The sequence below is a fragment of the Streptomyces sp. NPDC031418 genome, from assembly GCF_055581605.1.
Map to the genome: position 1 here is coordinate 179,731 of NZ_JBVIJC010000016.1, position 22,863 is coordinate 202,593.

Here is a 22,863-nt window from a genome sequence, read left to right on the forward strand (position 1 = left end):
ACGTCCACCCCGCCGAGGCCGTCGGCGGTGCGTCTCCTAACATGACCACGCCAGTCAAGTCGCCTCAGCGCGCCGAGAGTTGAAAAGGGTGAACATGTCGTTCGGTCCGCCATCCGCCGGGTTCGGGCCCGCGAGGCCGCATCCGCCGACTCCACCCGCCCCCTCCCCGCAGGTCTGGACTCCGCCGACCGCTGTCGAACAGGCCCTCTTCGAGGCCAAGTCACGGGAGGACTGGGCGGCCTACTTCGACACACTCGCGGACAGCCGGCTGTACTTCGAGATACGGCGCGACGGCGCGGACGCCCGGCCGAGCCGGACCATCCCCGTCTTCGGACACGATCCCCGGGTCGCCGGCGGCCGGATCTGGCCCGTGTACACGGAGGGCATGCTGCCCGTGCCGGACCCGCAGCGGGTGCTCGACTGGCAGAGCCTCGACTGGTTCGCCCGGGTGTGGGAGCCCAGCGATCCGCCCGTGATCGTGGTCAACCCGGGCAGCCCCTGCGAGGCGTTCCTGCCCTCCGCGCCGCCGCACTCGGCCGCCTGGGCGCAGCACACGGCCGAGGGCCCGCTGAACCGCGCGAGGGTGCGCACACTCCGGTTCGGCGGGCCCCTGGAGGGCCCCGTCGCTCAGGGGCTCGCCTGCGGCGCGCTGCTGGTCGTGCGGTACGGCTTCCCCTGGAACGCGATGGCGTATCACGGCAACGGCTATCCCCAGGAACGCCGGACCCTCCAGGAGTGGTGGGGCGTCACCAGCCGGGAGGAGTGGCAGGAACAGCAGCGCGCCCTGCTCGACCCGGACGGCGCCAACCCCGTCTGGGAGTTCGCCCTCGGGCTGCGCCGTACGATCGCCCGCGACTTCGGCGGCCATGTCGACACCGCCTACTGGCGGGACGCGGTCGCCAGGGTGCTGCGGGCCCGTACGGGCGGCGAGACCGTCCTCACTCCGGACGGCGTCACCACCACGCCCGCCGTCCCCGAGGCGGAGACGGAGGCACGGATCAAGGGGGTTCAGCATCTCGTCGGGCGCATCACCCGCTACGAGGCACGCTTCCGGGCCGACGGGATCCTCGACGAGAACCGGTTCGTCACCTCCGTGGACGCCTGGAACTTCGGGCGGGCCTCGGGCATGGCCCGCTGGGGACTGGGCTCCCGGTACTGCTCCCTCCAGGAGGCCGAGGCCGCCGTCATCGAGGCGGGCCGGGCCTCCGCGCGGTCGTACAAGTCCTGGCGGGACTTCGCCGCCGGCTACATCCTGGGCCGCTGCCTGCACTTCGACGACGAGGAGTTCGGGGAGTGGTACACCGACATGGTCGACCTGCACCGGCTCCTGATGTCCGACCCGGACAGTCCGTGGCTCACCGTTCCCTTCAAGTGACGGGGGCCGGGCGCAGCATCTGGGCTCTGGCCAGGCTGCGGTAGACCGGGCTGGTGGTCAGCAGGTCCTCGTGGCGTCCGCAGGCCGTGACGCGGCCCTCGTCCAGGACGACGATCCGGTCCGCGTGCTGGACCGTGGAGAGCCGGTGGGCGATGACGAGGACCGCGCATTCCTCGGTGACGTCCCGCAGGGCGGCCGTGAGCGCGGCCTCGTTGAGGGCGTCGAGATGCGAGGTGGGCTCGTCCAGGAGCAGCAGGGCCGGGCGGGTGAGCAGGGCGCGGGCCAGGGCGACGCGCTGGCGTTCACCGCCGGACAGGGTGGCCCCGTGCTCGCCGACGGCGCCGTGCAGTCCGCCGGGCAGCCGCTCGGCCAGCTGCTCCAGCCGGGCCAGCCGGACCACCCGGCGCACCTCGTCGTCCGTGGCGTCCGGGCGGCCGTAGGCGATGTTGTCGTACAGCGTGCCCTGGACGACCTGGCTGCCCTGGTCGACCAGGGCGAGCTGGTTCCGGCAGGCGGCGCGGCCGAGGTCCGGCGCCGGGTGCCCGTGGAAGCGCAGCAGCCCGCTGTCGGGCTCGTAGAACCGGGCGATCAGCGCGAACACCGTGCTCTTGCCCGCCCCGGAGAGGCCGACGAGCGCGACCTGGTGCCGCTGCGGCACGGTGAAGGAGACACCGCGCAGCACCGGCCGGCCCGGCCGGTAGCTGAAGTGCACGTCCTCCAGCGTGAGGGCGGGGACGTCGGCCTGGGGCCGGGAGAAGGGCGGGGCTGCGGGCCCGGTGGGCTCCACCGGCAGCTCCAGGGTCTCCTCGATCCGCAGCTGGGCGCCCATGCCCCGCTGGATCAGACCGACCGCGCGGAACACCGACGACAGGGGCACCACGAGGTAGGACGCGTACAGCAGGAACGCGACCAGGTCGCCCAGCGAGTGCCCGCTGCCGTGCACGCGCAGCCCGCCGATGACGAGGACCAGCAAAAAGGAGCCCTGTACGGCGAGTTCCACCGCGCTGCTCATCACCGCCGCGAACCGCGCGGCGCGCACCCCGGCCGCGCAGGCGTCGTCGACCCGGGCCCCGATGCGGGCCGCCTCGCGCGATTCCGCGCGGTACACCCGGACCATGGGCAGGGCGCCCAGGGCCCGTTCGAGGTCGGCGGCGACCGCGCCCACGGACGTCTGCATCCGCTCGGCCGCGCTGCGGATGCCCTGGAGCAGCAGGGTGACCACGGCCGCGGCGGTGGCCACGGTCGCGGCGACCAGCAGGAGCAGCAGCGGGTCGAGCCACGCCATCAGGGCGAGCGCGCCGGCCGCGACCAGAGCCCCGGTGACCAGGTCGACCAGGGCCTGGGCGACGACCTCGCGCAGCAGGGTGGTGTCGGCGGTCACCCGCGCGATCAGATCACCGCCGCGCTGGTGGTCGTACTCCCGCATCTCCAGCCGCAGCAACCGCCCCACCAAGGTGTGGCGCAGCTGGCGTACGACGCCTTCGCCCGTCCGCTCCAGCAGGAACCGGCCGACGGCGCCGGTCGCGGCCTCCGCGGCGAACAGGGCGGCGAGCAGCAGCAGCGGCGGCCACAGCGGCTGCCGCCCGCCGCTCGCGTCCACCACCCGCTTGGCCAGCAGCGGCTGGGCGAGCCCGAGCGCCGACGCCGCCAGCGTCAGCACGGTGGCGGCGGCGATCGCCCCGCGGTGCCGGCCGGCCAGCCGCCAGACGGCGAGGACCGCGGCCCGCGTGGACCGGCCGGTGGTGGCACCGCGCTCGGCGCTCGCCGTCATCGGGGGACCGGGCCGACGGAGATCATCCGGGCGAAGTAGTCGTCGGGCAGGTCCTCGCCGACCGGCCGGCCCTCCGCCTCGATCCAGGCGTGGGCGGTGAAGGGCGGGACCACGCTCGCCCCCGTGCACCAGGTCGGCCAGCTGCCGCCCAGCCGGCACAGCAGGGCGGCGCCGAGGGAGCGCGGCAGACAGCCCTTGGGGCTCGCACAGCGCAGGCTCACCGCGCACAGGGCGTCCCGGGCGCCCTGTGCCTGGTCCGCGGTGGCGGGCCCGGCGCCCCGGCGCAGCAGCTGGAGGGCGGCGCGGATGCGGCGGGGCGGCAACAGGGCCAGCAGCAGGGCCGGGAGGAGGACCAGGCGGGCGGCGAGCCGCCGGCCGAGCGGAACGTCGTACGGCCGTTGCAGGGCGCTGGGCGTGCTCATGCGGCCAGCCCGCCGGCGCGCAGCTGCTGCACCAGCGCGAAGACGTCGGCCCGCGCCCGGTCGGCGTCGACGTCGAACGCCTCGGTGACCGCCGCGGCCGCGGCCGCCTCGTCACCGCCCGCCATGAGGGTGTCCACGACCAGGGTCGCGGTCGGGTTCAACTCCCAGTACTCTCCGGTGCGTTGGTCGAGGAGGACGGTGCCGTAGTCGGTCTTCGCGGTGCAGACGTCGGCTCCGAACCGCAGTGCCATGGCGGTGCTCCCTTTCGTTCGGCTTCACGTCACGGTTCATGCGAGGGCGCTGCGGCCCGTACGGTCCAGCGCGCGCAGCCACACCTCCACGGCGATGGTCGAGTAGAGGACGGCCTCCCGCAGCTGACGGGTGGCGGGCCGTTCCGCCAGGCGGCGCAGCGCGGCGGCGTCGACCAGCCCCAGTTGGGCCAGCCGCGAGTCCTCCCACAGCGCCATGAGGTCGCCGCGGTGGCGGCGCAGCCCGTCGGCCGCGTCCATGGCGGCGGCCGCCTTGGTGGTCCGGCGCAGGCACTCCTCGGGTACGACACCGTGCATGGCCTCGGTCAGCAGCGGCTTGTACCGCCAGGGCGAGACGCGTTCCTCGGGACGCACGGCGAGGCAGGTCTCGATGACCCGGTCGTCCAGGAACGGTGAGGCCATGGGGAGCCCGTGGCGGGCGGCCATGTGGTCCCACTGCCGGACGATGCGGGTGCAGTCGCGGATCTGCTCCAGGTCGGTGTGCAGTCCGCGGTCCGGGTGCAGGGGCTGTGCCTGCCGGGCGGCCGTCCGCAGCGCGGTGCGGGCCAGCTGCTCGGCCTCGGGGGTGACCCAGCCGAACAGCCGCGGGCTCATACCCCAGCCCAGGCTGGTGGTCACCGTCGGGGGCAGCGGGTCGCGCAGCCGGTGCTCGGCGTCCGCGAGCCAGGTGCCGTACGGCCGGGAGTCGGCCAGGGCGCCGAGCAGCGGGCCGAGCGGCCACTGCCACAGGGCCCGGAAGCCGCGCAGCTGCCGCAGGGCGAACAGCGGGCGGCGGCGCGCCAGCCGGTGGTAGTACGCCTCGGAGCACCAGGCCACGTGGTCGCCGCCGATGCCGGTCAGATGCACCCGGCTGCCCCGCTCGGCCAGTGCGGGCAGATGGTGCAGGACCCGGGCGCGGTCCATGACACCGATGGTGGGCTCGTCCAGTACGTCGTCGATGCCGAGCAGTCCGGTGTAGACGAGGGGGGACTCCTCGGGGTCCCAGACCACGTGCTCGACGTCCGGCAGGGCGGCGGCGGCCCGCCGCGCCCAGTGCAGATCGGTGTCGGCCGGGTCGCGGCCCGGCCAGGTGGACGCGATGACGCGGGCCGGCGAGCGGTCGGCGAGGAAGCAGACGGAGGTGGAGTCCAGCCCGCCGGAGAGGTCGCAGCTGACGGTGGAGCCGGGCCGGGTGCGGGCGCCGACGGCCGCGGTGAGGGCCTCGCGGACCCGGGGTGCGGCGGTGCGCAGGGGGACGACGGGCTCCGGCGGGGTCCACCAGCGGGAGTGGCGGAAACCGGTCCCGTCCGGGTCGAGGATGAGTGCGTCGTGCGGGGCGACCGGGGTGACACCGGGCCACAGCGGCGCGTCGGACAGGGGGTGCGGGACCGGCCACAGCAGTCGTACGGCCAGCTGTTCCCGGTCGGGTTCGGCGCCGAGGGCGCGGGCCAGCAGGTCGGCGCGGGTCGCTGCCACCCGGGTTCCGGCGAGCCGGGCGTGCCAGACCAGCCGGAGGCCGGAGGCCGTGCCCTGCACCCGGATCCGGCCGTCGAGGGCGGCCACCAGGTGACAGCTGCCGGACAGCGAGCGTGCCCACGCGTCCAGGGCGGCGAGGTCCCGCAGGGAGCGCGCCACCCGCTCCAGTTCGGTGGCGGTGGCGGAGACACAGCCGACGAGGGCGAGGGTGGCGGGACCGACCCGCGCGCTGACGATCTCCTGGTCGTCCCAGTGGCCGACCAGCCAAGGCCGGCCCGAGGGGTGGTCGAGGGTGCGGGTGCCGGGGCGGGCGAGCGAGCGGGCCACGGCGGCCGCGTCCGCGCGGTCTGCGAAGACCGCGAAGTGCGTGGCGCCGGGGCCCGTTCCCGCCGTTACGTGCGGATCAGCCATGAGGTCGGTTCAGGACCGTCGTCCGGCTGCCGGTTCAGTTCTTGCTCAGGATGAGACGGTCGTTGCCGGAGCGCTGGAGCAGTCCGGTCTCCTTGCGGAAGGAGCCCAGTCGGACAAGGGTCGGCGCTTCGTATGCCTTCTTCATGCCTTGTTCTCCTAACGGGGTGTGGTCCGCCCGCCGAGGGGCGGCTCCTCACCAGGTAGCCGGGGTTCGGGGTGGCGTCGCAAGGCGGAGAAGAACAGTCATATTGTCGGGAAATGGCGGCTCTTGAGGCTCTGTTCGAGTGCCGAGCGCATGCCCTGTGCCGACTCGGGAGCGGCAGCGGGCGAGGGACGGGGCGTGGCGGAACGTTTCCAGGTGGGCCGGACGCCGGCGGCGCGCCCGGGCTTCCGGCGGAGCGGCGGGGGAGCCGCCGGGGGCGCTCCGGGGCCGGGACGCAAATCCGGACGGCCCGGTTCCGGCGGGTGTCGCCTGGTGCGCCCCACTGCCGGCCGGCCCGGGCCGCCCGGTCCTCGTCGTTCGCCCGCCGCGTCCTCTCCACCCGTGGGTGGAGTCGGACGGCAGGTTCTCCATCGACCCGTGGGTGCTGGTGATCCACTGCGGCCGAGGAGCAGTCTTGACGCATGGCCTCTCTGCACACGGCACTCGCCGTGACCATCAGTGTCTGCGCCGCGGTCTTCGTCGTGGCGTGGATCGTCGGCGCCGTCTACTTCGGTGGGCGGCGGTCCCGTGCCCCCGACCGGTGGCGCGGCCTGGGGCGCGAGCTGCCGCGCCGGCTGCTGCTGATCGCGGGAGTCTTCGCGTTCTCGGTGCTGGTCAGACATACCCAGGGCTTCTGGCGCCGGCTGGAGTACTGGCAGCCGGGGCTGGCGGTGTTCGGGGCCCTGCTCGCGATCGCCTCCACCGCCCTGCTGCTGTGGGCCCGCTGGGTCCTCGGCACCATGTGGGCCAGCGTGCCGACGGTCCAGGAACACCACGAGCTGCGGACCGACGGCCCCTATCGGCTGGTCCGCCATCCCATCTACACCGGGCTGCTCGGCCTGATCACCGGCGCCATGCTCGGCTTCGGCTTCGGCGTATGGGCGGGCGCCCTGGCGGTCGCCGTGCCCTGGCTGCTGCGGCGGGTCCGGGTCGAGGACGCCCTGATGGCCGGCCGGTTCGGCGCCTCCTACGACGCCTACCGCGCCGAGGTCCCGGCCCTGTTCCCCCATATACGCATGGGCTCCGGGACCGGCCCCGGCCACGCCGGCACCGGGGCGCGGTAGCCCGGCGCCGGCGTGGCCGGGGAGGCGGCTACGACTGCTGGAGCTGCTGCTGCCGCTGCCGTCGGGCGGCCAGCACCGCGTAGACGATCACCCCGACGAACAGGAACAGCACACCCTGGTACACCGCCGCATAGCCGGCCCCGGCCATCAGCCAGATCGAGAAGGCCGCGGCCACCGCCGTGATCACCGAGTCCCGCAGCAGCCGGCCCCGGTCGACGGAGCCGGGGCGGCCCGAGACCAGATGGAAGATCTGGGCGGCGGTGGCCAGCAGGTACGGCACGGTCGCGGTGAACGTGGTCACGAGGACCAGGACGTCGAAGACCTTCGCCGACCCCGAGAAGTAGTTGTAGGCGGTGAGCAGGGAGGAGAGGACCACCGTGACGGTGACACCGACGATCGGCACGCCCCGGCTGCGGCGCGCGAAGGCGGCCGGGAAGAGACCGTCCCGGGCGGCCGCGTACGGCGTCTGGGCGCTCAGCAGGGTCCAGCCGTTGAGGCAGCCGGTCATGGACACCAGCGCGGCCAGCGCCACGGCCGTACCGCCCCAGGCGCCGCCGACCATGGTGTTCACGGCGTCGGAGAACGGCGCGGTGGAGGACACCAGACGGTCGTGCGGGACCGTGCCGAACACGGACAGCGTGCCCAGCAGATACACCAGCGCGGCGCCGGCGGTGCCGATGACGGTGGCGCGCCCCACGTTCCGGCGGGCGTCCCTGACCTCGCCCGCGCTGACCGCGGCGGACTCCACCCCGAGGTAGGAGAAGAGCAGCAGGGCGGCGGAGGCGGACACCGCGCCGACCGCGCTGTGTCCGCTGGAGTTGAACGGGCCGAGCCGGGAGGGGTCGAAGAAGAACAGTCCGCCGACGGCGACGAGCAGCAGCGGCACGAACTTCAGCACCGTGGACACCAGCTGCACGGCGCCCACATAGCGGGTCCCGGCGAAGTTGGCGAGCGCGGGCAGCCATTGCAGGGCCAGCGCGGCCAGGCACGCGGTCCACCGGTGGTGGTTGACCGGGATCAGCACGTCCAGATAGCCGACGGCGGCCACGGCCAGCGCGGCGTTGGACACCCAGGTGGTGATCCAGTACGCCCAGGCGGCGAGGAATCCGGCGAAGTCGCCGAACGCCTCGCGGGCGTAGACGTAGGGCCCGCCGGTGCGCGGGTCGCGGGCCGCGAGGCGGCCGAAGACCAGGGCGAGGGCGATGGCCCCGACGGTCAGCACGCCGAAGGCGACCAGGCTGACCGTGCCGAAGGGGGCGATGGAGGCAGGGAGGAGGAAGATGCCACCGCCGATGATGTTGCCCATGACCAGGGCGGTGGCGACGGGCAGCCCGAACCGGCGGGCATGGCGGCTGGCGGTGGTGCCGTGGGGGTCCCCGGCGGAGGCCGTGGGGAGCTCCGTAGGGGCCGGAGCCGACTGCGGGACGGTTCCCGTGCTGTGCATGGGTGCTGCGCCTCTCATGGAACTGACGTTCCCGGGATCGCCGGGACGCGCCCATGGTCGGGGATGCCCCGGTCTGGCTCAAAATCGCCGCTTCTTGTCCCGCGAAGCCCGCTCGACCAGGGAAAAAACGTGGTGGGGCAGGTCCCGGGCCGCGAGATGTCCTGCGGCGCCGCGCGGTGGCCCGTCCGTCACTCCGACGCTGCCCACAGGCTCCTGACGTGCCCGAGATGCCGGGTCATGACCGCCTGCACGGCCTGCTCGTCGCGGTCCAGCAGGGCGTCGAGGAGTTCCAGGTGCTCCTCGGCCGAGGCGAGCAGCCGGCCCGCCTCGACCAGCGCGGTCAGACCGTAGAGCCGGGAGCGCCCCCGCAGATCGGCGACGACCTCGACCAGATGGGCGTTGCCCGCCAGGGCGAGCAGGCCCAGGTGGAAGCGGGTGTCGGCCTCGACATAGGCGATCAGATCGCCGGCCGCCGCCGCGGCGACGATCTCCCGGGCCGCCGGGCGGAGCGCCTCCAGCGAGACCCGGTCCGCGGTGCGGGCCAGCCCGGCCACGGTCGGGATCTCGATCAGGGCGCGGATCTGGGTGTACTCGTCCAGCTGCTGGTCGGAGACGGCGGTCACCCGGAAGCCCTTGTTGGGCACCGTGTCGACCAGCCCCTCCTTGGCCAGGTCCAGCATCGCCTCGCGCACCGGGGTCGCCGAGACACCGAAGCGGGCGGCGAGCGAGGGTGCCGAGTAGACCTCGCCCGGCCGCAGCTCGCCCGCGATCAGCGCGGCGCGCAGCGCGTCGGCGACCCGCTCCCGGTAGCTGCTCCGCCGGCCGCCCAGCCGGGGGAGCGCGGGCATCCCGGCATCCCGCCCCTGTTGTGCCATGTCACGCATCACCCGGTGAGTCTAGAGGACACCTCAGAGCACGAACCCCTGCGGAAACGGGTCGGTCGGGTCCAGGAGGTACTGGGCGGTGCCGGTGATCCAGGCGCGGCCGGTGAAGCTGGGCAGTACCGCCGGGATGCCGGCCACCTCGGTCGTCCCGAGCAGCCGGCCGGTGAACCGGGTGCCGATGAAGGACTCGTTCACGAACTCGGTGTCCAGCGGGAGTTCGCCGCGTGCGTGGAGCTGCGCCATGCGTGCGCTGGTGCCGGTGCCGCACGGGGAGCGGTCGAACCAGCCCGGGTGGATGACCATGGCGTGCCGGGAGTGCCGCGCGGTGGCCCCGGGGGCGTAGAGGTGGACATGGTGGCAGCCGCGGATGGAGGCGTCCTGCGGATGCACCGGCTCCGCCGCCGAGTTGATCGCCTCCATCAGGGAGAGCCCGGCCGCGAGGATGTCGTCCTTGCGCGCCCGGTCGAAGGGCAGCCCGAAGGAGTCGAGCGGCAGGATGGCGTAGAAGTTGCCGCCGTAGGCCAGGTCGTAGCGGACCGTGCGGCCGTCGGACAGGGTGATCTCGCGGTCCAGGCCCGCGGCGAACGACGGGACGTTGCGCAGGGTGACATGCCGGGCGGCGCCGTCCTCCACGGCCACCTCGGCGACCACGACACCCGCCGGGGTGTCGAGCCGGATCGTGGTCACCGGTTCCACGACCTCCACCATGCCGGTCTCCACCAGCACGGTGGCCACACCGATCGTGCCGTGTCCGCACATCGGCAGATAGCCGGAGACCTCGATGTAGATGACGCCCCAGTCGCAGTCGGGCCGGCTCGGCGGCTGGAGGATCGCACCGCTCATCGCGGAGTGGCCGCGCGGTTCGTTCATCAGCAACTGCTTGATGTGATCGCGGTGTTCCCGGAAGTACAGCCGCCGTTCGTTCATCGTCGCACCGGGCACGGTGCCGATGCCGCCGGTGATCACCCGGGTCGGCATGCCCTCGGTGTGGGAGTCGACGGCGTGCAGGACGAGTCTGCTGCGCACTCTGTGGCCTCCTGGTCAGACGAGCCCTGCGGCGACGGCCTTCTCGGTGGCCGCGCGGACCGCGGCCTGCTGCTCCGGCAGCAGCGGGACGCGCGGCGGGCGCACCGGTCCGCCGTACCGCCCGACGACGTCCATCGACAGCTTGATCGCCTGCACGAACTCCACCCGGGAGTCCCAGCGCAGCAGCGGGTGCAACTGCCGGTAGAGGGGGAGCGCGGTGCCGAGGTCGCCGGAGACCGCGGCCCGGTACAGCTCGGCCGAGGCCCGGGGGAGCGCGTTGGGGTAGCCGGCCACCCAGCCCTTGGCGCCCGCCACGGCCAGCTCCAGCAGGACGTCGTCGGCGCCGATCAGCAGATCGAGTTCCGGGGCGAGTTCGGCGATGCGGTAGGCGCGGCGGACGTCGCCGGAGAACTCCTTCACCGCATGGATGTGTCCCTCGCCGTGCAGCCGGGCGAGGAGTTCGGGCACCAGGTCGACCTTGGTGTCGATCGGGTTGTTGTACGCCACCACCGGCAGCCCCGACCTGGCCACCTCCGCGTAGTGGGCGAGTACGGCACGCTCGTCGGCGCGGTAGGCGTTGGGCGGCAGCAGCATCACCGCCGCACAGCCGGCCTCGCCCGCCTGGTCGGCCCAGCGGCGCGCCTCCGCCGAGCCGTACGCGGCGACGCCCGGCATCACCCGCTCGCCGCCGATCGCGGCCACGGCGGTATGCACCACGCGGGCGCGCTCCTCGGCGGTGAGCACCTGGTACTCGCCGAGGGAGCCGTTCGGTACGACGCCGTCGCAGCCGTTCGCCACCAGCCAGGCGCAGTGCTCGGCGTAGTGGTCCAGGTCGACGGAGAGGTCGGCGCGCAGGGGGAGCGCGGTGGCGACGAGGATGCCGCGCCAGGGGCGGTGCTCGGCGCGGAGGGCAGGTGAGTCCGTCATGGGATCCCTCACTCAGTAGTGTGTGACATATTACTAGTTGGTCTCGTCGGGCTGCTGTTCCGGCAGGTCGGCCAGGACGCCGAGCGGTACCGGGCGGGTGAACGGCCGCCGCCCCGGGGTGAGCGGGCAGCCGGTCAGCCCGGCCACGCCAGGTCCGCACACCCGGCCCTGGCACCAGCCCATCCCGGCCCGGGTGAGCAGCTTGACGGTACGCAGGTCACCGGCGCCGAGGGTGCTCGTGGCCGTACGGACCTCGCCGGCGGTGACCTCCTCGCAGCGGCACACCACGGTGTCGTCGGTGACCTGCTCCGCCCAGCCCGCCGGCGGCGTGTACACCGGCTCGAGCGCCGCGAAGAAGGCGCGCAGCCGGGTCCGGGCGCGGGCGGCGGCGGCCCAGCGCCGCGGGTCGGGCGCGGTGCCGTGCAGCCGGGCCGCGATCGAGCGCCCGGCGATGTGCCCCTCGGCGAGCGCGAGGGCCGCGCCGCCGACGCCGGTGGTCTCCCCGGCGGCCCAGACCCCCGGCACATCGGTGCGCTGTTCGTCGTCCACCCGGACGTCCGTGCCGGTCAGGGTGCAGCCGAGGGTCTCGGCGAGGTCGGTGTGCGGCAGCATGCCGTGGCCGACGGCGAGGGTGTCGCAGGCGATGCGCCGGGCGCTGCCGGGCCGGATCCGCCCGGTGCGGTCCAGGGCGGCCACGGTGACCGCCGTCAGCCGCTCGGTGCCGTGCGCCTCCACCACCGTGTGCCGGGGCAGTACGCGCACCCCGTGCCGCAGCAGCCGTCCCGCGTATCCGGCGCCCTCGGCGAGTTTGCCGGGCTGGGCGGCCAGGGCCGGTGCCCGGCGCAGCAGGGCCGTGGGATCGGCGGACTCCACCAGCGCCGCCACCCGCGCGCCCGCCGCGGCGAGTCCGGTGGCCACCGGCAGCAGCAGCGGTCCGGTGCCGGCGACCACGGCCCTGCGGCCGGGCAGCACCAGGCCGCCCTTGAGCATGGCCTGGGCGCCGCCCGCGGTGACCACCCCGGGCAGGGTCCATCCCGGGAAGGGCAGCACCCGCTCGTAGCCGCCGGTGGCGAGCAGGACGGCGTCGGCGTGCACGGTGACGCCCTCCTCCTGATCCGGGCCGCGCAGCGCGTGCACGGCGACGGATCCGGTCCCGGACGACAGCTCCGCACACCACACATGGTGATCGCTCAGATGGGTGATCCGCCCTGCCGCGCACTGCCGTTCCAGCCCGTCCCGCAGCCGCTCCCAGGTGCGCCACTGGTGGTGCAGGGCCTGCGGTCGGTGGGCGCCGAGCGCGGCGGCGGGCTGCCGGTAGAACTGCCCGCCGGCCCGGTCGGCGGCGTCGACGAGCGTGACCTGCACGCCCCGGGCGGCCGCCGCCAGCGCCCCGGCGAGACCCGCCGGGCCCGCCCCGACCACGGCGAGGCGCGGTGGTTCAGTCATCGTCCCGGCCCGTCCCCTCCTGGCTGCGGATCTCGTCGCCCGGCCGTGCCGGGACCAGACAAGCACGTTGGTTGGGGCGGCCGTTGACCGTCACCAGGCAGTCGAAGCACACGCCGATCCCGCAGAACACCCCGCGGGGCCGGCCCGTGCGCCGCGTGCTGCGCCAGGACGTCACGCCCGCCGCCCACAGGGCCGCCGCGACCGTCTGGCCGGGCAGCGCCGTGATGAGCCGCCCGTCGAAGGTGAGGGTGCAGGGCTCGCCCGGCCGGGCCTTCGCCAACCGCAGGGGATTCACCGGGTCTCGCCTCCGTCCGTCGGACGCACCGGGCGCCGCCTTCCGTCCGTGTCGAACCGCTCCGGCCGGAACGGCGCCGGGTCCAGCCCGGGTGCGGTGCCGGTGAGGGACCGGGCGATCAACTGCCCGGTCCCGGTGGCCAGTCCGATGCCCGCGCCCTCGTGCCCGCACGCGTGGTACAGCCCGGGCGCCCGGGGATCCGGGCCGATCGCCGGGAGGTGGTCGGGCAGATACGGCCGGAATCCCGCGTACGTCCGCAGTGCCCGCACCCGCCGCAGGAACGGGAAGAGTCCGACCGCCCCGGCCGCCAGCGCCCGTACCGCCGGGAGCGACAACGAGCGGTCGAAGCCGACCCGTTCCCGGGTGGCGCCGATCAGCACCGGCCCGGCGGCCGTGCCCTCCACGACCGGCGAGGTGCGCAGTGCGGCCGAGTCGCTCGCCACGTCCGCCACATAGTCCGCGGCGTACACCTTGTGCCGCACCATCCGCGGCAGCGGCTCGGTGACCAGGACGAAGCCGCGCCGTGGCAGCACCGGCAGCCGGACGCCCGCGAGCGCGGCCAGCTCGCCGCCCCAGGTGCCGGCCGCGTTCACCACCGCCGGGGCGTGCAGGTCGCCGCGGTCGGTGCGGACGCCGCGGACCGAGCCGTCCGCCGCGCGCAGTACGCCGGTCACGGTCCGCCCGGTGTGCAGTGCGGCGCCGGATGCGCGCAGCAGCCGGGCGGCGGCCAGCGCGGGCATCACCTGGGCGTCCTGCGGATAGTGCACGCCGCCCGCCATGCCGGGGGCCAGATGGGGCTCCAGTGCGCGGAGTTCGTCCGGGCCGACCGGATCGGCCACGACCCCGGCGGCCCGTTGCCCCGCGGTGAAGTCCCGCAGTGCGTCCAGGGTCTCGGGGGACGAGGCGACGACGAGACCGCCCTTGGCCTCGTACTCGATCGCCGCCCCCAGCTCCTCGGCCAGCTCCGCCCACAACCGGGCCGACAGCAGGGCGAGTTCGAGTTCGGGGCCGGGTTCCTTGTCGGAGACGAGCAGGTTGCCCTCGCCCGCGCCGGTGGTGCCGCCGGCCACCGGGCCCCGGTCCACCACCGCCACGTCGAGGCCGGCCCGCGCGGCGTACAACGCACAGGCCGCGCCCACCATTCCGGCTCCGACGACCACGACATCGCAGGTCAGTCGCTTCGCCACGGCAGTACTATGTCACATGCCGCTGTTCTTGAGGAGAGGTCCGCTCAAGGAGACGTCGGTTCTTGAGGGGGCGTCGGTTCTTTGAGAGGGCGTCTTCAGTGCGGCCTCGCGCACGCCGCGAAGACCCCGGACACGCCGACGCGGCCGCGGACATCACCTCCCCCGTAGGTGATGTCCGCGGCCGCTCCCCCGGCGTCGGACTGTGGTGCTGGTCGCCCGTGTGCCGTCACCAGCACATGACGGCTGTCTCCCCCGGCCCCCACGCGGAGTAGAGACGGACCCGGACGACATAGCGGCGGCCCATGACGAGCCGGACGCGGACGGCGGCGTTGTCCGGTACGCCGCCGTCGTCGTGGCCGGCGAGGAAGCGCGGCTCCCCCTCCCGCTCCTCGAAGACCACGAGCACACGGTCCGCGTCGCCGAAGGTGCCCACGGTGTAGTCGCGGGTCTCCGGCGGTTCGATGACGAAGTCGGCCTGCTCACCCGGCCCGAGGGCCAGCGGAACCGACCGGAACGGCACCAGCGGGGCCGGCCCGGCCGGCTCCGCCGGCGGATACCAGCGGAGCACGAACTCCTTGTCCGCCGCCGACGGTGTGCCGGCCGGCCGCAGCCCCCCGCGGTACTGCTCCGGCTCCAGCACCAGCCCCGGCCCGATCGGCAACGTCATGACCGACTGCGGATCCCACACCGCGCCGCCCGCCTCACCGGCGTCCAGCGCGCGCAGCACGTTCGTGTACGTCGTCTCCCGGCTCCAGAAGTTCGGCGGGCCCGCCAGCTCGGCGTACACGGCCTCGTCGTCCCAGTGGATCCCGGCGAACGGGCTCTGGTGCTCGTGCACCATCCCGAGCGCATGCCCGATCTGGTGCAGCACCGCCCCTCGCTCCCCGGGCAGGGTCACGTCCCAGCCCAGGTTCATGGTGCGTTCCCCCCGGCCGACCGACAGCGCCTCCCGGCCGACCGCGGACCAGGAACCCCCGCCGGCCTGGAAGCCGATCCGCAGCTCCGCCTCGCCCCGGTCGCCGACCTCGGCGAAGGTGACGCCGATGCCGAGGTCCCGCCACTCGGCGAAGCACTCGCGGACCACGTCCCGCTGCTCCTTGCCGCCGGCCCACGGCACCCGGCGCAGCTCCCCGGTCCCGGGGACCGGGATCACCGAGGCGTCGGAGTCGGCGTCGAGGAAGCAGTAGTGCAGGACCGTGCCGTTGACCCACATCCGCCGCCCGGTGAGCAGGGCACCCAGCCGCCCGGCCGTCAGCCCCGGTCCGAAGGACGGGGCCGGCTGCCGCGGCAGCGAGCAGAGGCGTCGGGTCATGCGGCCAGCGTGCCCGGCCGCCGCGCCCGGCGCCTGAGTCGGCGGCTACTCAAGTCCCCCTGTATCAAATCCGAGTAGGCGGACTCCGGATGATGTGACGACTTACGAACCGGACGCGAGGACGCTGGAGCTGCCCTGGCCCTTCACCGGCCGGGACGACGAACTGGAGCTGGTGCGCGGCGCGACGGCCGCCGGCCGGCCCGGCATCGTGGTGACCGGGCCCGCCGGCCGCGGCAAGACCCGGCTGATCAGGGAGGCGGTCCGGGGCCTGGACCACGCCCTGGTCACCGGCACCCCCCAGGCCCGGCACCTGCCCTTCGCGGCGTTCGCCCACCTGCTGCCCGATCCGGTCTCGCCGCACCGCGCGGTGCGGATCCTGTCGGGCGTACGGCTGCTCGTGGTGGACGACGCCCATCTGCTGGACGAGGCCTCCGCCGCGCTGGTCCACCAGCTCGCCGCGCACGGCCGTACCCGGCTGGTCGTCGCCGCCACGGACGGCGTGCCCGCCCCGGGCGCGGTGTCCCGGCTGTGGACCGGGGAGCTGCTGCCCCGGCTGGAGCTGGCGCCGCTGTCCCGCGAGGACACCGCCCGGCTGCTGGCCGGTGCCGCGCTGGAACCGCTCACCGTGCGCCGCCTGCACCTCGGCTGCCGGGGCGATCTGCGGCTGCTGCGCGACCTCGTCGCCGCGCTCGGCGCGGCCGGGCGGCTGGTGGCGCTCCCCGGCACCGGCGAGCGGGCCTGGCGCGGAGCGCTGCCGGTCACCCCCGCGCTGCGGGAGCACCTGGCGGCGGCCCTGGAGCGGTCCGGCCCCGGCGAGCGCGAGACCCTCGAACGCCTCGCCTTCGCCGAGCCGTTGCCGCTGCCGCTGGACGGCCTCGACCTGGACGTCCTGGAACGGCTGGAGGCGGACGGCCTGGTCGAGGCCGCCGACGACGGCACCGTCACCCTCGCCCACCCCCTGCACGGCCCGGCCCTGCGCGCCACCACCGGGCCGCTCCGGGCCCGCCGGCTGTCCCGCGCGCCGGTCGCGCACGGCCCGGCCCTGGAGGTGGAACGGCGGCTGCTGGTACGGCGGATGGAGCAGCTGGACGTCCGTCCGGTGCCGGCGCCGGTGGGGGAGTGGCTGGTGGCGGAGGGCCGCCCGGTCCCGGCCGGGTACGCCGCCGTCCGCGCCCGGTTCGCCCGCCTGCGCGGGGAGCTGCGGGAGGCGGCGGCCTGGGCCCGGGAGGGGCTGCGGGAGGCCCCGAAGGACACCGGGTGCCACATGGAACTGCGGCTGTCCGAAGGTCAGTTGAGCGAGTCCCGGGGGGACGACGTGTACGCCCGCTACGACGCCGTACGCCTCGGTGCGCCCGAGCGGGCCGCGGGGCGGCTGCCGACGGGCAGCGTGTTCGCCCGGCACGCCGAGGCGCTGGCCCGCGGGGACGCCGCCGCGCTGGAGCGGGTCGCCGAGGGGCTGGCGGAGCGGGGGTTCGCGCTGTTCGCCGCGGAGGCGTACGCACAGGCCGTACGGGTGCATCGCGATCCCCGGGCGGTGCGGCGGTCGCGCACCCGGGCGGTCGCGCTCGCCCGGTGCTGCCAGGGCGTGCGCACGCCGGCCCTGGACGGGCTGGTGCTCGGTGAACTCACCGCCCGGCAGCGGCAGATCGTACGGCTGGCCGCGGAGGGGCTCAGCAACCGGGAGATCGCCGAGCGGCTGACGCTGTCGGTACGGACGGTGGGGAACCATCTCTACGGCGCGTACACCCGGCTCGGCACGGGGGACCGGGCGGCACTGGCCTGGCTGGTGGACACACCGGTGGGGGAGCCGGCGTAGGGCCAGGGGCGTGCGGGGTGCTGGGCGCAGGATCCCGGGTGCGGGTGCGGGTGCGGGTGTGGTGGTGGTTGCTCGCGCAGTTCCCCGCGCCCCTGAAGGGCGCGTCCCAGGCGGAGACGGTGCGGCACACGGTGCCGAGGGCCGCCTAGGCCACTGTCCGGCGTGGCCGGTGGGGGAGTCGGCGTAGGGGCCGGGTGCGGGTGTGTTGTGGTTGCTCGCGCAGTTCCCCGCGCCCCCGGGGGGGGGCGCAGCCCTGGCTGAGACGGTGCGGCATGTGGTGCCGAAGGGCGCGAAGGCCACTGTCGTCAGCCCTGACAGGAAGGGGCCCTATGCCGCTCCGAATGCTGCGAAGGCCCAGCCCGTGGCCTGGTGGAGGGGGTCGTCCGGCAGGGTCGTGCGGGCGTCGCGGAGGGCCTCGGCCAGGCTGAGGCCGGTGTCGAGGCCCTTGTGCAGGGCGAGCATCAGCGGGATCACCGCCGCGTCGTTGACCGGTGCGCTGGCCGCCACCACCCCGGCCGTGCCCAGCGGCAGCAACGCGGTGACCAGGCCGAGGAGTTCGTCGGCGCCGACCGAGGCCAGCCGGGCGGTGTCGCAGCTGGAGAGGATGATCCGGTACGGGCTGCGGGCCAGACGCTCGAAGTCGTGCACGATCAGCGGGCCGTCGGCCATCCGCAGGGCGGAGAACAGCGGGCTGTCGGCGCGGAACGTGCCATGGGCGGCGAGATGGGCGAGACCCGCGCCGTCCAGCTCCGCCAGCACCCGGGGGACCTGGGCGTCCTCGCCCTCCAGGACCGTCGCGGTGCCGTACCGGTCCGCCAGCGCGGGCACCTCGGCGCCGCCCGTGGCCAGGCCCGGGCCGCGCACCAGCACCGGGCGGCCGGCCGGCGGGGGTGACGTCTCGCGGGCGCGCAGCCAGCTGCCCGCCGACGGCGACACGCTCAGCACCCGCTCGCGCAGCGCGGGCAGCAGCGCCCACGGCACCCGGTGCAGCGCCCCGGGCGGCACGATCACCACCGGGCCGGGGCCCAGATGCGGTACGGCGCCCGCGAGCAGCAGTTCCTCCAGCCGCCGGCCCCCCGCCTCCACCAGCGGCAGCCGCGCCTCCGCGCCGGGATGGGCGAGCCGTCGCAGCCCCGCCTGGACGTGCTCGGCCTCGGCCACCGCCTCGGCCAGCGCCCCGCCGGCGAACCGCCGTACCCGCCCCCGGCCGCACAGCAGGATGTGCACCCGGCCCCGCACCACGGCGAGTTCGACCAGCGTGGCCTCGCCCAGCCGGTCCAGCAGCCGGGCCACGTCCAGGCGGTTGCCCGCGTGCGGGGCGGCGCCGCGGATGTGATGGGTGCGGGAGCGGATCTCCCGCTCCAGGCGCCGCTGTTCCCGGTCGAGCGCGGGGACCGGCCGCCCGTCCATCCGGGCGCCCTCCGCCCGGGCCGCGATCTCCCGGTAGGCGGTCAGGCTGCTCAGCAGCGCCGGATCCGCGGGCGGCCGGGTCGGCGGCGCGGACAGCACGGTCGCCCGCCACCGTTCGCTCCACCCCAGCAGCCGCCGCGGGTCGCCCTGGTCCAGGGTCACCTCCTGGGCCAGCGCGGCCAGTTCGGCGCCCTTGGCGGTCACATGGGCGCGCAGCTCGGAGGCGCCGAGCGTCATCCGGTGGTCGTCGAGGACGTCGAGGCCGCGCCGGCAGGCCTCCAGCACCCCGCGCCGGGACCCGGCCGCCCGGGCCCGCAGCGCCTCGGCCACCCAGCCCGTCATCCGGGCGAGCGGCGGACCCGAGCGCCGGCCGCGGGCCGCCACCGCCAGGTGCCGTTCGGCGTCCGCCGTCCAGCCCAGTGCCAGCGCGATCCGGCCCGCGAGCAACGACGCCTCCGGCGCGGCCGGCGAGTCGAAGGCGGCCAGCCGCTCCGCGACCGCCGCCGCGTCGCCGACCAGCCGCCCGGACCGCCGCCCGGCCGCCACCCGGGCCTCGATCAGCACCAGCCGGGCGTGCGTCTCCCACCACAGCCGCCGCTGCGCCGTGAACAGCCGTACGGCGACGGCGGCCCGGGCGACGGCCGTCTGCGCGTCCCCGGCCGACCGGGCGGCCCGCGCGGCGGCCAGCAGCAGCTCGGCCCGGCGCGTGGACTGACCGCCGATCCGCTCCAGCACCGCGATCGCCGCGTCCGCCTCGGCCTGTGCCTCCGGCGCCAGACCCGCCGCCATCAGCACCTCGCAGCGCCGGATGGACAGGTTGTACGTCGGCGTGCCCAGCTTGGCGTACCGCTCCTCGGCCTCGTCCAGCAGGCGCAGCGCCACCGGGATGTCCCCGGACCGGAACGCCGCCAGGCCCCGGCTCTCCACCGCGTCCGCCTTGTCGTGCTCCTGGCCGGTGGTGTCCCACAGCCGCTCCGCCGCCGTGAAGTCGGCGGCCGCCCGGTCCACCGCGCCCAGCGCCAGATGCACCGTCGCCCGCAGGGTCAGCGCCCGTGCCGTCCAGATGTCGTCGGCGACCTGGCGCAGCACCGGCAGCGCCCGCCGGACGTCCTCCAGCGCCTCCCGGTGATGTCCCAGCACCCACCACACATAGGCCCGCCGGTACAGCACCCGGGCCCGGGTGTGTCCGGTGCCCCGGGCGACCCCCCGCTCGAAGGAGGCGAGCCCCTGTCGCGTGCGCCCCGCGTGCACCAGTGCGACCCCCAGTGTGGCGAGGACATCCGCCTCCCGGTCGGCGGAGTCGGCGCGCGCGGCCAGATCGCGGGCCCGCCGCAGATGGGTGAGCGCGACCCGGAGATCCCCGAAGTCCCGCTGCCAGATGCCCAGCACCTGGTGGGCGACGCTGGCGTGCAGCGGCGGCGGATTCTCCCGCAGCACCTGTTCGGCGCGTGCCCGGGCCTCGCCCGGGTCGGCGAACACCATGGGCAGCAGCTCCGCCACCGCCGCGCTTCCCGCTGTCACGTCTCGCATGGTAGTGGCCTGCTGTATCAGACGGTGGTCCCACGGCTCTCACTGTCGAACACCGTCGTCGAGGGGGAGACACACCATGGCACCACAGCGATTCCACGAGCAGTTCGCACACATCCAGCGCTCCATGCCCGACGTCCCGCTCGCCATGGGACCGGACGACGACGCCCACTTCCTTTACGAGAAGGGTGTCGTCCTCGCCCGCACCGGCCAGGAGGCACAGGTCGTCGAGGACACCGTGCGTGCCCACTTCACCGAGGCCCCGGGGCTGTCCCCCGAGCATGTGCGCCGCGCCGGCCCGGAGTCCGACCGCACCGGTGTCACCCGCATCCGGGTCGGCGACCCGGCCCTCGCCGACGACCAGGTGCCGCACGCCCTGCGCGCCCTGCGGGAGGCCGAGGAGCGCCAGGGGCGCCGGCTGGCCGGCCGCAACCATGTGGTGCACATCGCGGTCAACGCCTGCCCCGGCGACGAACCGGTGCCCGTCGCCCGCACCGGGCGGGCCAACCCCGCGGCCGATCCCACCGGTTACGACCCGGAGCGCGCCGTACGCGTCCTGGTGATCGACACCGGGCTGGTGCACGACCACCGCGCCTACCCGCTGCTGGCCCACACCACGGGCGACCCCCAGCGGCACGAGACCGACGCCGACGGGGTGCTCCACCAGTACGTCGGACACGGCACGTTCATCGCCGGGCTGCTCGCGGCCGTCGCCCCCGACACCGACCTCACCGTCCGCGGCACCCTCGACGACGCCGGTGCCGTGCTGGAGTCCGAGTTCGGCGGCAGGCTCTTCGACGCGGTGGAGGGGAGCGGCTGGCCCGACATCCTCAGCCTCTCCGCGGGCACCCCCGCGGACACCACGGACGGCCTGCTCGGCCTGGACGCCTTCATGCGCGCACTGCGCGAGCAGCGCACCCTGCTGGTGGCCGCCGCCGGCAACAACGGCAGCGACGTGCCGTTCTGGCCGGCCGCCTACGCCGCGCTGCCCGAGTACGCCGACAGCGTGCTCTCGGTCGGCGCCCTGCGCTCCGACGGCGACGGCCCGGCCTGCTTCAGCAACCACGGCCCCTGGGTCGGCGTCTACGCCCCCGGCGAGCGGCTCACCAGCGCCCTCACCGGCTTCGGCACACCGGTGCCGTACCGCTACCAGCACTCCACCTACGACGCCTGCCGGTACGGCTTCGACTACGCCTGCACCTGCCAGTTCCCGCGCCACACCGGTGTGTTGAGCGAGGGACGGGAGAGCACCGGGGGCAAGCCGGACCAGGTGATGTTCGACGGCCTGGCGCAGTGGAGCGGCACCTCCTTCGCCACTCCGGTCGCCGCGGGCCTCGTCGCGGCGCAGATGACGGCGCTGGGGGAGCGCGATCCGCGCGTGGCCCGCGACCGGCTGCTGGCGGCCGCCGACCGGGCCGAGGTGCGCGGGGCGCACGTCCCGGTGCTCCGGCCGGCCACCTGGCGCCCGGTCCCGCTGGCGACCCCCGCGCTGCCCGCATGAGCGCCGGAACCCTCCGCTCCACGGCGTACGATGACGTGCCGTACACAAGGGGTGGAGACGTGGACCGAACAGAGGTCGGCGCGTTGGTCCGGTCCGCCGTCGACGGAGACGCCGCGGCCTGGAAAGCGCTCGTGGAAGGTTTGAGCCCGCTGGTGTGGTCGGTGGTGCGCGCGCACCGGCTGTCCGACGCCGACGGTCACGAGGTCTTCCAGACCGTGTGGTTCCGCTTCGCCCAGCACCTGGGCCGGATCCGCGAACCCGACAAGGCCGGCTCCTGGCTGGCCGCCACGGCCCGGCACGAGTGCGTGAAGGTGCTCAAGGGCCTGAACCGGCTGACCCTCACGGACGATCCACGGGTCCTGGACCGGGCCAGCGAGGAGCGCACCCCGGAACAGACCCTGATCGACTCGGAAGAGGCGGCGGACCGCGCCGAGCGGATCCGCCGGCTGCGGCAGGAACTGGACGGACTGGGAGAGCGCTGCCGTCAGCTGCTGCGGGTCCTGGTGGCCTCACCGCCGCCCAGTTACCTGGAGATCTCGGCCGCGCTCGGTATCGCGGTCGGCAGTATCGGCCCCCTCCGCCAGCGCTGTCTGCGCCGGCTGCGGGCCCGGATGGACGCACGGGGAGCGGCATGAGCGGCGAGGACCAGAACCGGATGCCCGAACACGACGCAGCGGACGGCGGGTTCGAGGACGGACTGCTGGAGGAGGAGCTGCGCCGGGCGATCGCCGTCCTCGACCCCGTCCCGGAGCAGTTGTGCCAACTCGCCCTGGACGCCTATGCCCTGCACGACCTGGACGCCCGCGTCGCCGAGCTGACCTTCGACTCGCTCGTGGACGCCCTGCCGGTCAGGGGGGCCGTGGACGCGCCGCGGATGCTGACCTTCCGCGCGGGCGGGGTGACCGTCGACGTCGAGGTCACCGAGGACGGCCTGATCGGGCAGCTGCTGCCGCCCCGGGCGGCCGACGTCGAGGTGCTCGGCGGTCCGGGGAGCGCCCGCCCGGTCGCCGTCGACACCCTCGGCCGCTTCACCAGTGACACCCCGCCGGCCGGCCCGTTCGCCCTCAGGCTGCGGACCGGCGGCGAGGTGATCGTCACGGAGTGGCTGCGGGCCTGACC

General features: G+C 75.0%; 21 protein-coding genes. 7 read left to right on the top strand and 14 right to left on the bottom strand.

Annotation, left to right across the window (positions count from 1 at the left end):
• The first annotated feature begins 94 nt into the window (after positions 1–94).
• Positions 95–1,375, top strand: a complete 1,281-nt coding sequence (locus tag ACZ5CZ_RS24465; RefSeq protein WP_385845724.1) for a DUF1266 domain-containing protein — start codon at positions 95–97, stop codon at positions 1,373–1,375.
• Here ACZ5CZ_RS24465 and ACZ5CZ_RS24470 read toward each other — a convergent pair.
• Genes ACZ5CZ_RS24470 through ACZ5CZ_RS24490 form a run of 5 tightly spaced genes read right to left on the bottom strand, consistent with a single transcriptional unit; the run spans position 1,368 to position 5,848 of the window.
• Positions 1,368–3,146: an ABC transporter ATP-binding protein gene (locus tag ACZ5CZ_RS24470; RefSeq protein WP_468945951.1), complete on the bottom strand. Its 1,779-nt coding sequence runs from the start codon at positions 3,144–3,146 to the stop codon at positions 1,368–1,370. The genes ACZ5CZ_RS24465 and ACZ5CZ_RS24470 overlap by 8 nt on opposite strands.
• Entirely contained in the window at positions 3,143–3,568 is a 426-nt protein-coding gene (locus ACZ5CZ_RS24475) for a lasso peptide biosynthesis B2 protein (RefSeq protein ID WP_468945954.1), read from the bottom strand. Before ACZ5CZ_RS24475 ends, ACZ5CZ_RS24470 begins: the two co-directional genes overlap by 4 nt.
• The gene (locus ACZ5CZ_RS24480; protein WP_385845720.1) at positions 3,565–3,819 is read right to left on the bottom strand and encodes a lasso peptide biosynthesis PqqD family chaperone; all 255 of its coding nucleotides are present in this window, start codon (positions 3,817–3,819) and stop codon (positions 3,565–3,567) included. The genes ACZ5CZ_RS24475 and ACZ5CZ_RS24480 overlap by 4 nt, the downstream gene beginning before the upstream one ends.
• Positions 3,820–3,855: 36 nt before the next feature.
• Positions 3,856–5,703: a lasso peptide isopeptide bond-forming cyclase gene (locus ACZ5CZ_RS24485; protein WP_385845719.1), complete on the bottom strand. Its 1,848-nt coding sequence runs from the start codon at positions 5,701–5,703 to the stop codon at positions 3,856–3,858.
• A 34-nt stretch (positions 5,704–5,737) separates the two neighbouring features.
• Positions 5,738–5,848: a keywimysin-related RiPP gene (locus ACZ5CZ_RS24490; RefSeq protein ID WP_184966700.1), complete on the bottom strand. Its 111-nt coding sequence runs from the start codon at positions 5,846–5,848 to the stop codon at positions 5,738–5,740.
• Between the two features lie 479 nt (positions 5,849–6,327).
• Here ACZ5CZ_RS24490 and ACZ5CZ_RS24495 point away from each other — a divergent pair, with 479 nt between their 5' ends.
• The gene (locus tag ACZ5CZ_RS24495) at positions 6,328–6,969 is read left to right on the top strand and encodes a methyltransferase family protein (RefSeq protein ID WP_468945957.1); all 642 of its coding nucleotides are present in this window, start codon (positions 6,328–6,330) and stop codon (positions 6,967–6,969) included.
• Between the two features lie 28 nt (positions 6,970–6,997).
• On the opposite strand, the gene ACZ5CZ_RS24500 is transcribed toward ACZ5CZ_RS24495, so the two are convergent.
• The 8 genes from ACZ5CZ_RS24500 to absR1 form a co-directional block, all read right to left on the bottom strand.
• Positions 6,998–8,413, bottom strand: a complete 1,416-nt coding sequence (locus ACZ5CZ_RS24500) for an amino acid permease (protein WP_385845716.1) — start codon at positions 8,411–8,413, stop codon at positions 6,998–7,000.
• A gap of 188 nt (positions 8,414–8,601) precedes the next feature.
• Positions 8,602–9,261 carry a GntR family transcriptional regulator gene (locus ACZ5CZ_RS24505; protein ID WP_385845715.1) on the bottom strand — a complete coding sequence of 220 codons (660 nt, stop codon included), beginning with the start codon at positions 9,259–9,261 and terminating at the stop codon, positions 8,602–8,604.
• Between the two features lie 60 nt (positions 9,262–9,321).
• On the bottom strand, positions 9,322–10,323 hold the full coding sequence (locus ACZ5CZ_RS24510; protein ID WP_468945961.1) for a proline racemase family protein: 1,002 nt from the start codon (positions 10,321–10,323) through the stop codon (positions 9,322–9,324).
• A 15-nt stretch (positions 10,324–10,338) separates the two neighbouring features.
• Entirely contained in the window at positions 10,339–11,250 is a 912-nt protein-coding gene (locus tag ACZ5CZ_RS24515; RefSeq protein ID WP_468945964.1) for a dihydrodipicolinate synthase family protein, read from the bottom strand.
• Positions 11,251–11,283: 33 nt separating this feature from the next.
• On the bottom strand, positions 11,284–12,696 hold the full coding sequence (locus ACZ5CZ_RS24520; protein ID WP_468945966.1) for an FAD-dependent oxidoreductase: 1,413 nt from the start codon (positions 12,694–12,696) through the stop codon (positions 11,284–11,286).
• Positions 12,689–12,991 carry a (2Fe-2S)-binding protein gene (locus tag ACZ5CZ_RS24525; RefSeq protein ID WP_385845710.1) on the bottom strand — a complete coding sequence of 101 codons (303 nt, stop codon included), beginning with the start codon at positions 12,989–12,991 and terminating at the stop codon, positions 12,689–12,691. The genes ACZ5CZ_RS24520 and ACZ5CZ_RS24525 overlap by 8 nt, the downstream gene beginning before the upstream one ends.
• Entirely contained in the window at positions 12,988–14,178 is a 1,191-nt protein-coding gene (locus ACZ5CZ_RS24530) for an NAD(P)/FAD-dependent oxidoreductase (RefSeq protein WP_385845708.1), read from the bottom strand. The genes ACZ5CZ_RS24525 and ACZ5CZ_RS24530 overlap by 4 nt, the downstream gene beginning before the upstream one ends.
• 226 nt (positions 14,179–14,404) lie before the next feature.
• Positions 14,405–15,490, bottom strand: coding sequence for a beta-glucuronidase AbsR1 (absR1, locus tag ACZ5CZ_RS24535; protein ID WP_468945970.1), 1,086 nt, complete (start codon positions 15,488–15,490; stop codon positions 14,405–14,407).
• 94 nt (positions 15,491–15,584) lie between these two features.
• Between absR1 and ACZ5CZ_RS24540 the strand changes: the two genes are divergently transcribed.
• Together ACZ5CZ_RS24540 and ACZ5CZ_RS24545 are read left to right on the top strand one after the other, a co-directional pair.
• A complete protein-coding gene (locus ACZ5CZ_RS24540) occupies positions 15,585–17,306 on the top strand; it encodes a LuxR family transcriptional regulator AbsR2 (RefSeq protein ID WP_468945973.1) in 1,722 nt (573 codons plus the stop codon).
• Between the two features lie 17 nt (positions 17,307–17,323).
• Positions 17,324–17,455 (top strand): hypothetical protein, encoded by a 132-nt coding sequence (locus ACZ5CZ_RS24545; RefSeq protein WP_468945975.1) that lies wholly within the window; start codon positions 17,324–17,326, stop codon positions 17,453–17,455.
• A gap of 178 nt (positions 17,456–17,633) precedes the next feature.
• Here ACZ5CZ_RS24545 and ACZ5CZ_RS24550 read toward each other — a convergent pair whose 3' ends face one another.
• Positions 17,634–20,237, bottom strand: a complete 2,604-nt coding sequence (locus tag ACZ5CZ_RS24550) for a CHAT domain-containing protein (RefSeq protein ID WP_468945978.1) — start codon at positions 20,235–20,237, stop codon at positions 17,634–17,636.
• Positions 20,238–20,322: 85 nt separating this feature from the next.
• On the opposite strand from ACZ5CZ_RS24550, the gene ACZ5CZ_RS24555 reads away from it, so the two are divergent.
• From ACZ5CZ_RS24555 to ACZ5CZ_RS24565, 3 genes are read left to right on the top strand one after another with little or no spacing between them, the layout of a single operon-like run.
• A complete protein-coding gene (locus ACZ5CZ_RS24555) occupies positions 20,323–21,744 on the top strand; it encodes a S8/S53 family peptidase (RefSeq protein ID WP_468945980.1) in 1,422 nt (473 codons plus the stop codon).
• Positions 21,741–22,379 (top strand): RNA polymerase sigma factor, encoded by a 639-nt coding sequence (locus ACZ5CZ_RS24560; RefSeq protein WP_385846245.1) that lies wholly within the window; start codon positions 21,741–21,743, stop codon positions 22,377–22,379. The genes ACZ5CZ_RS24555 and ACZ5CZ_RS24560 overlap by 4 nt, the downstream gene beginning before the upstream one ends.
• Entirely contained in the window at positions 22,376–22,861 is a 486-nt protein-coding gene (locus ACZ5CZ_RS24565; protein ID WP_385846246.1) for a hypothetical protein, read from the top strand. The genes ACZ5CZ_RS24560 and ACZ5CZ_RS24565 overlap by 4 nt, the downstream gene beginning before the upstream one ends.
• The last annotated feature ends 2 nt before the right edge of the window (positions 22,862–22,863 follow it).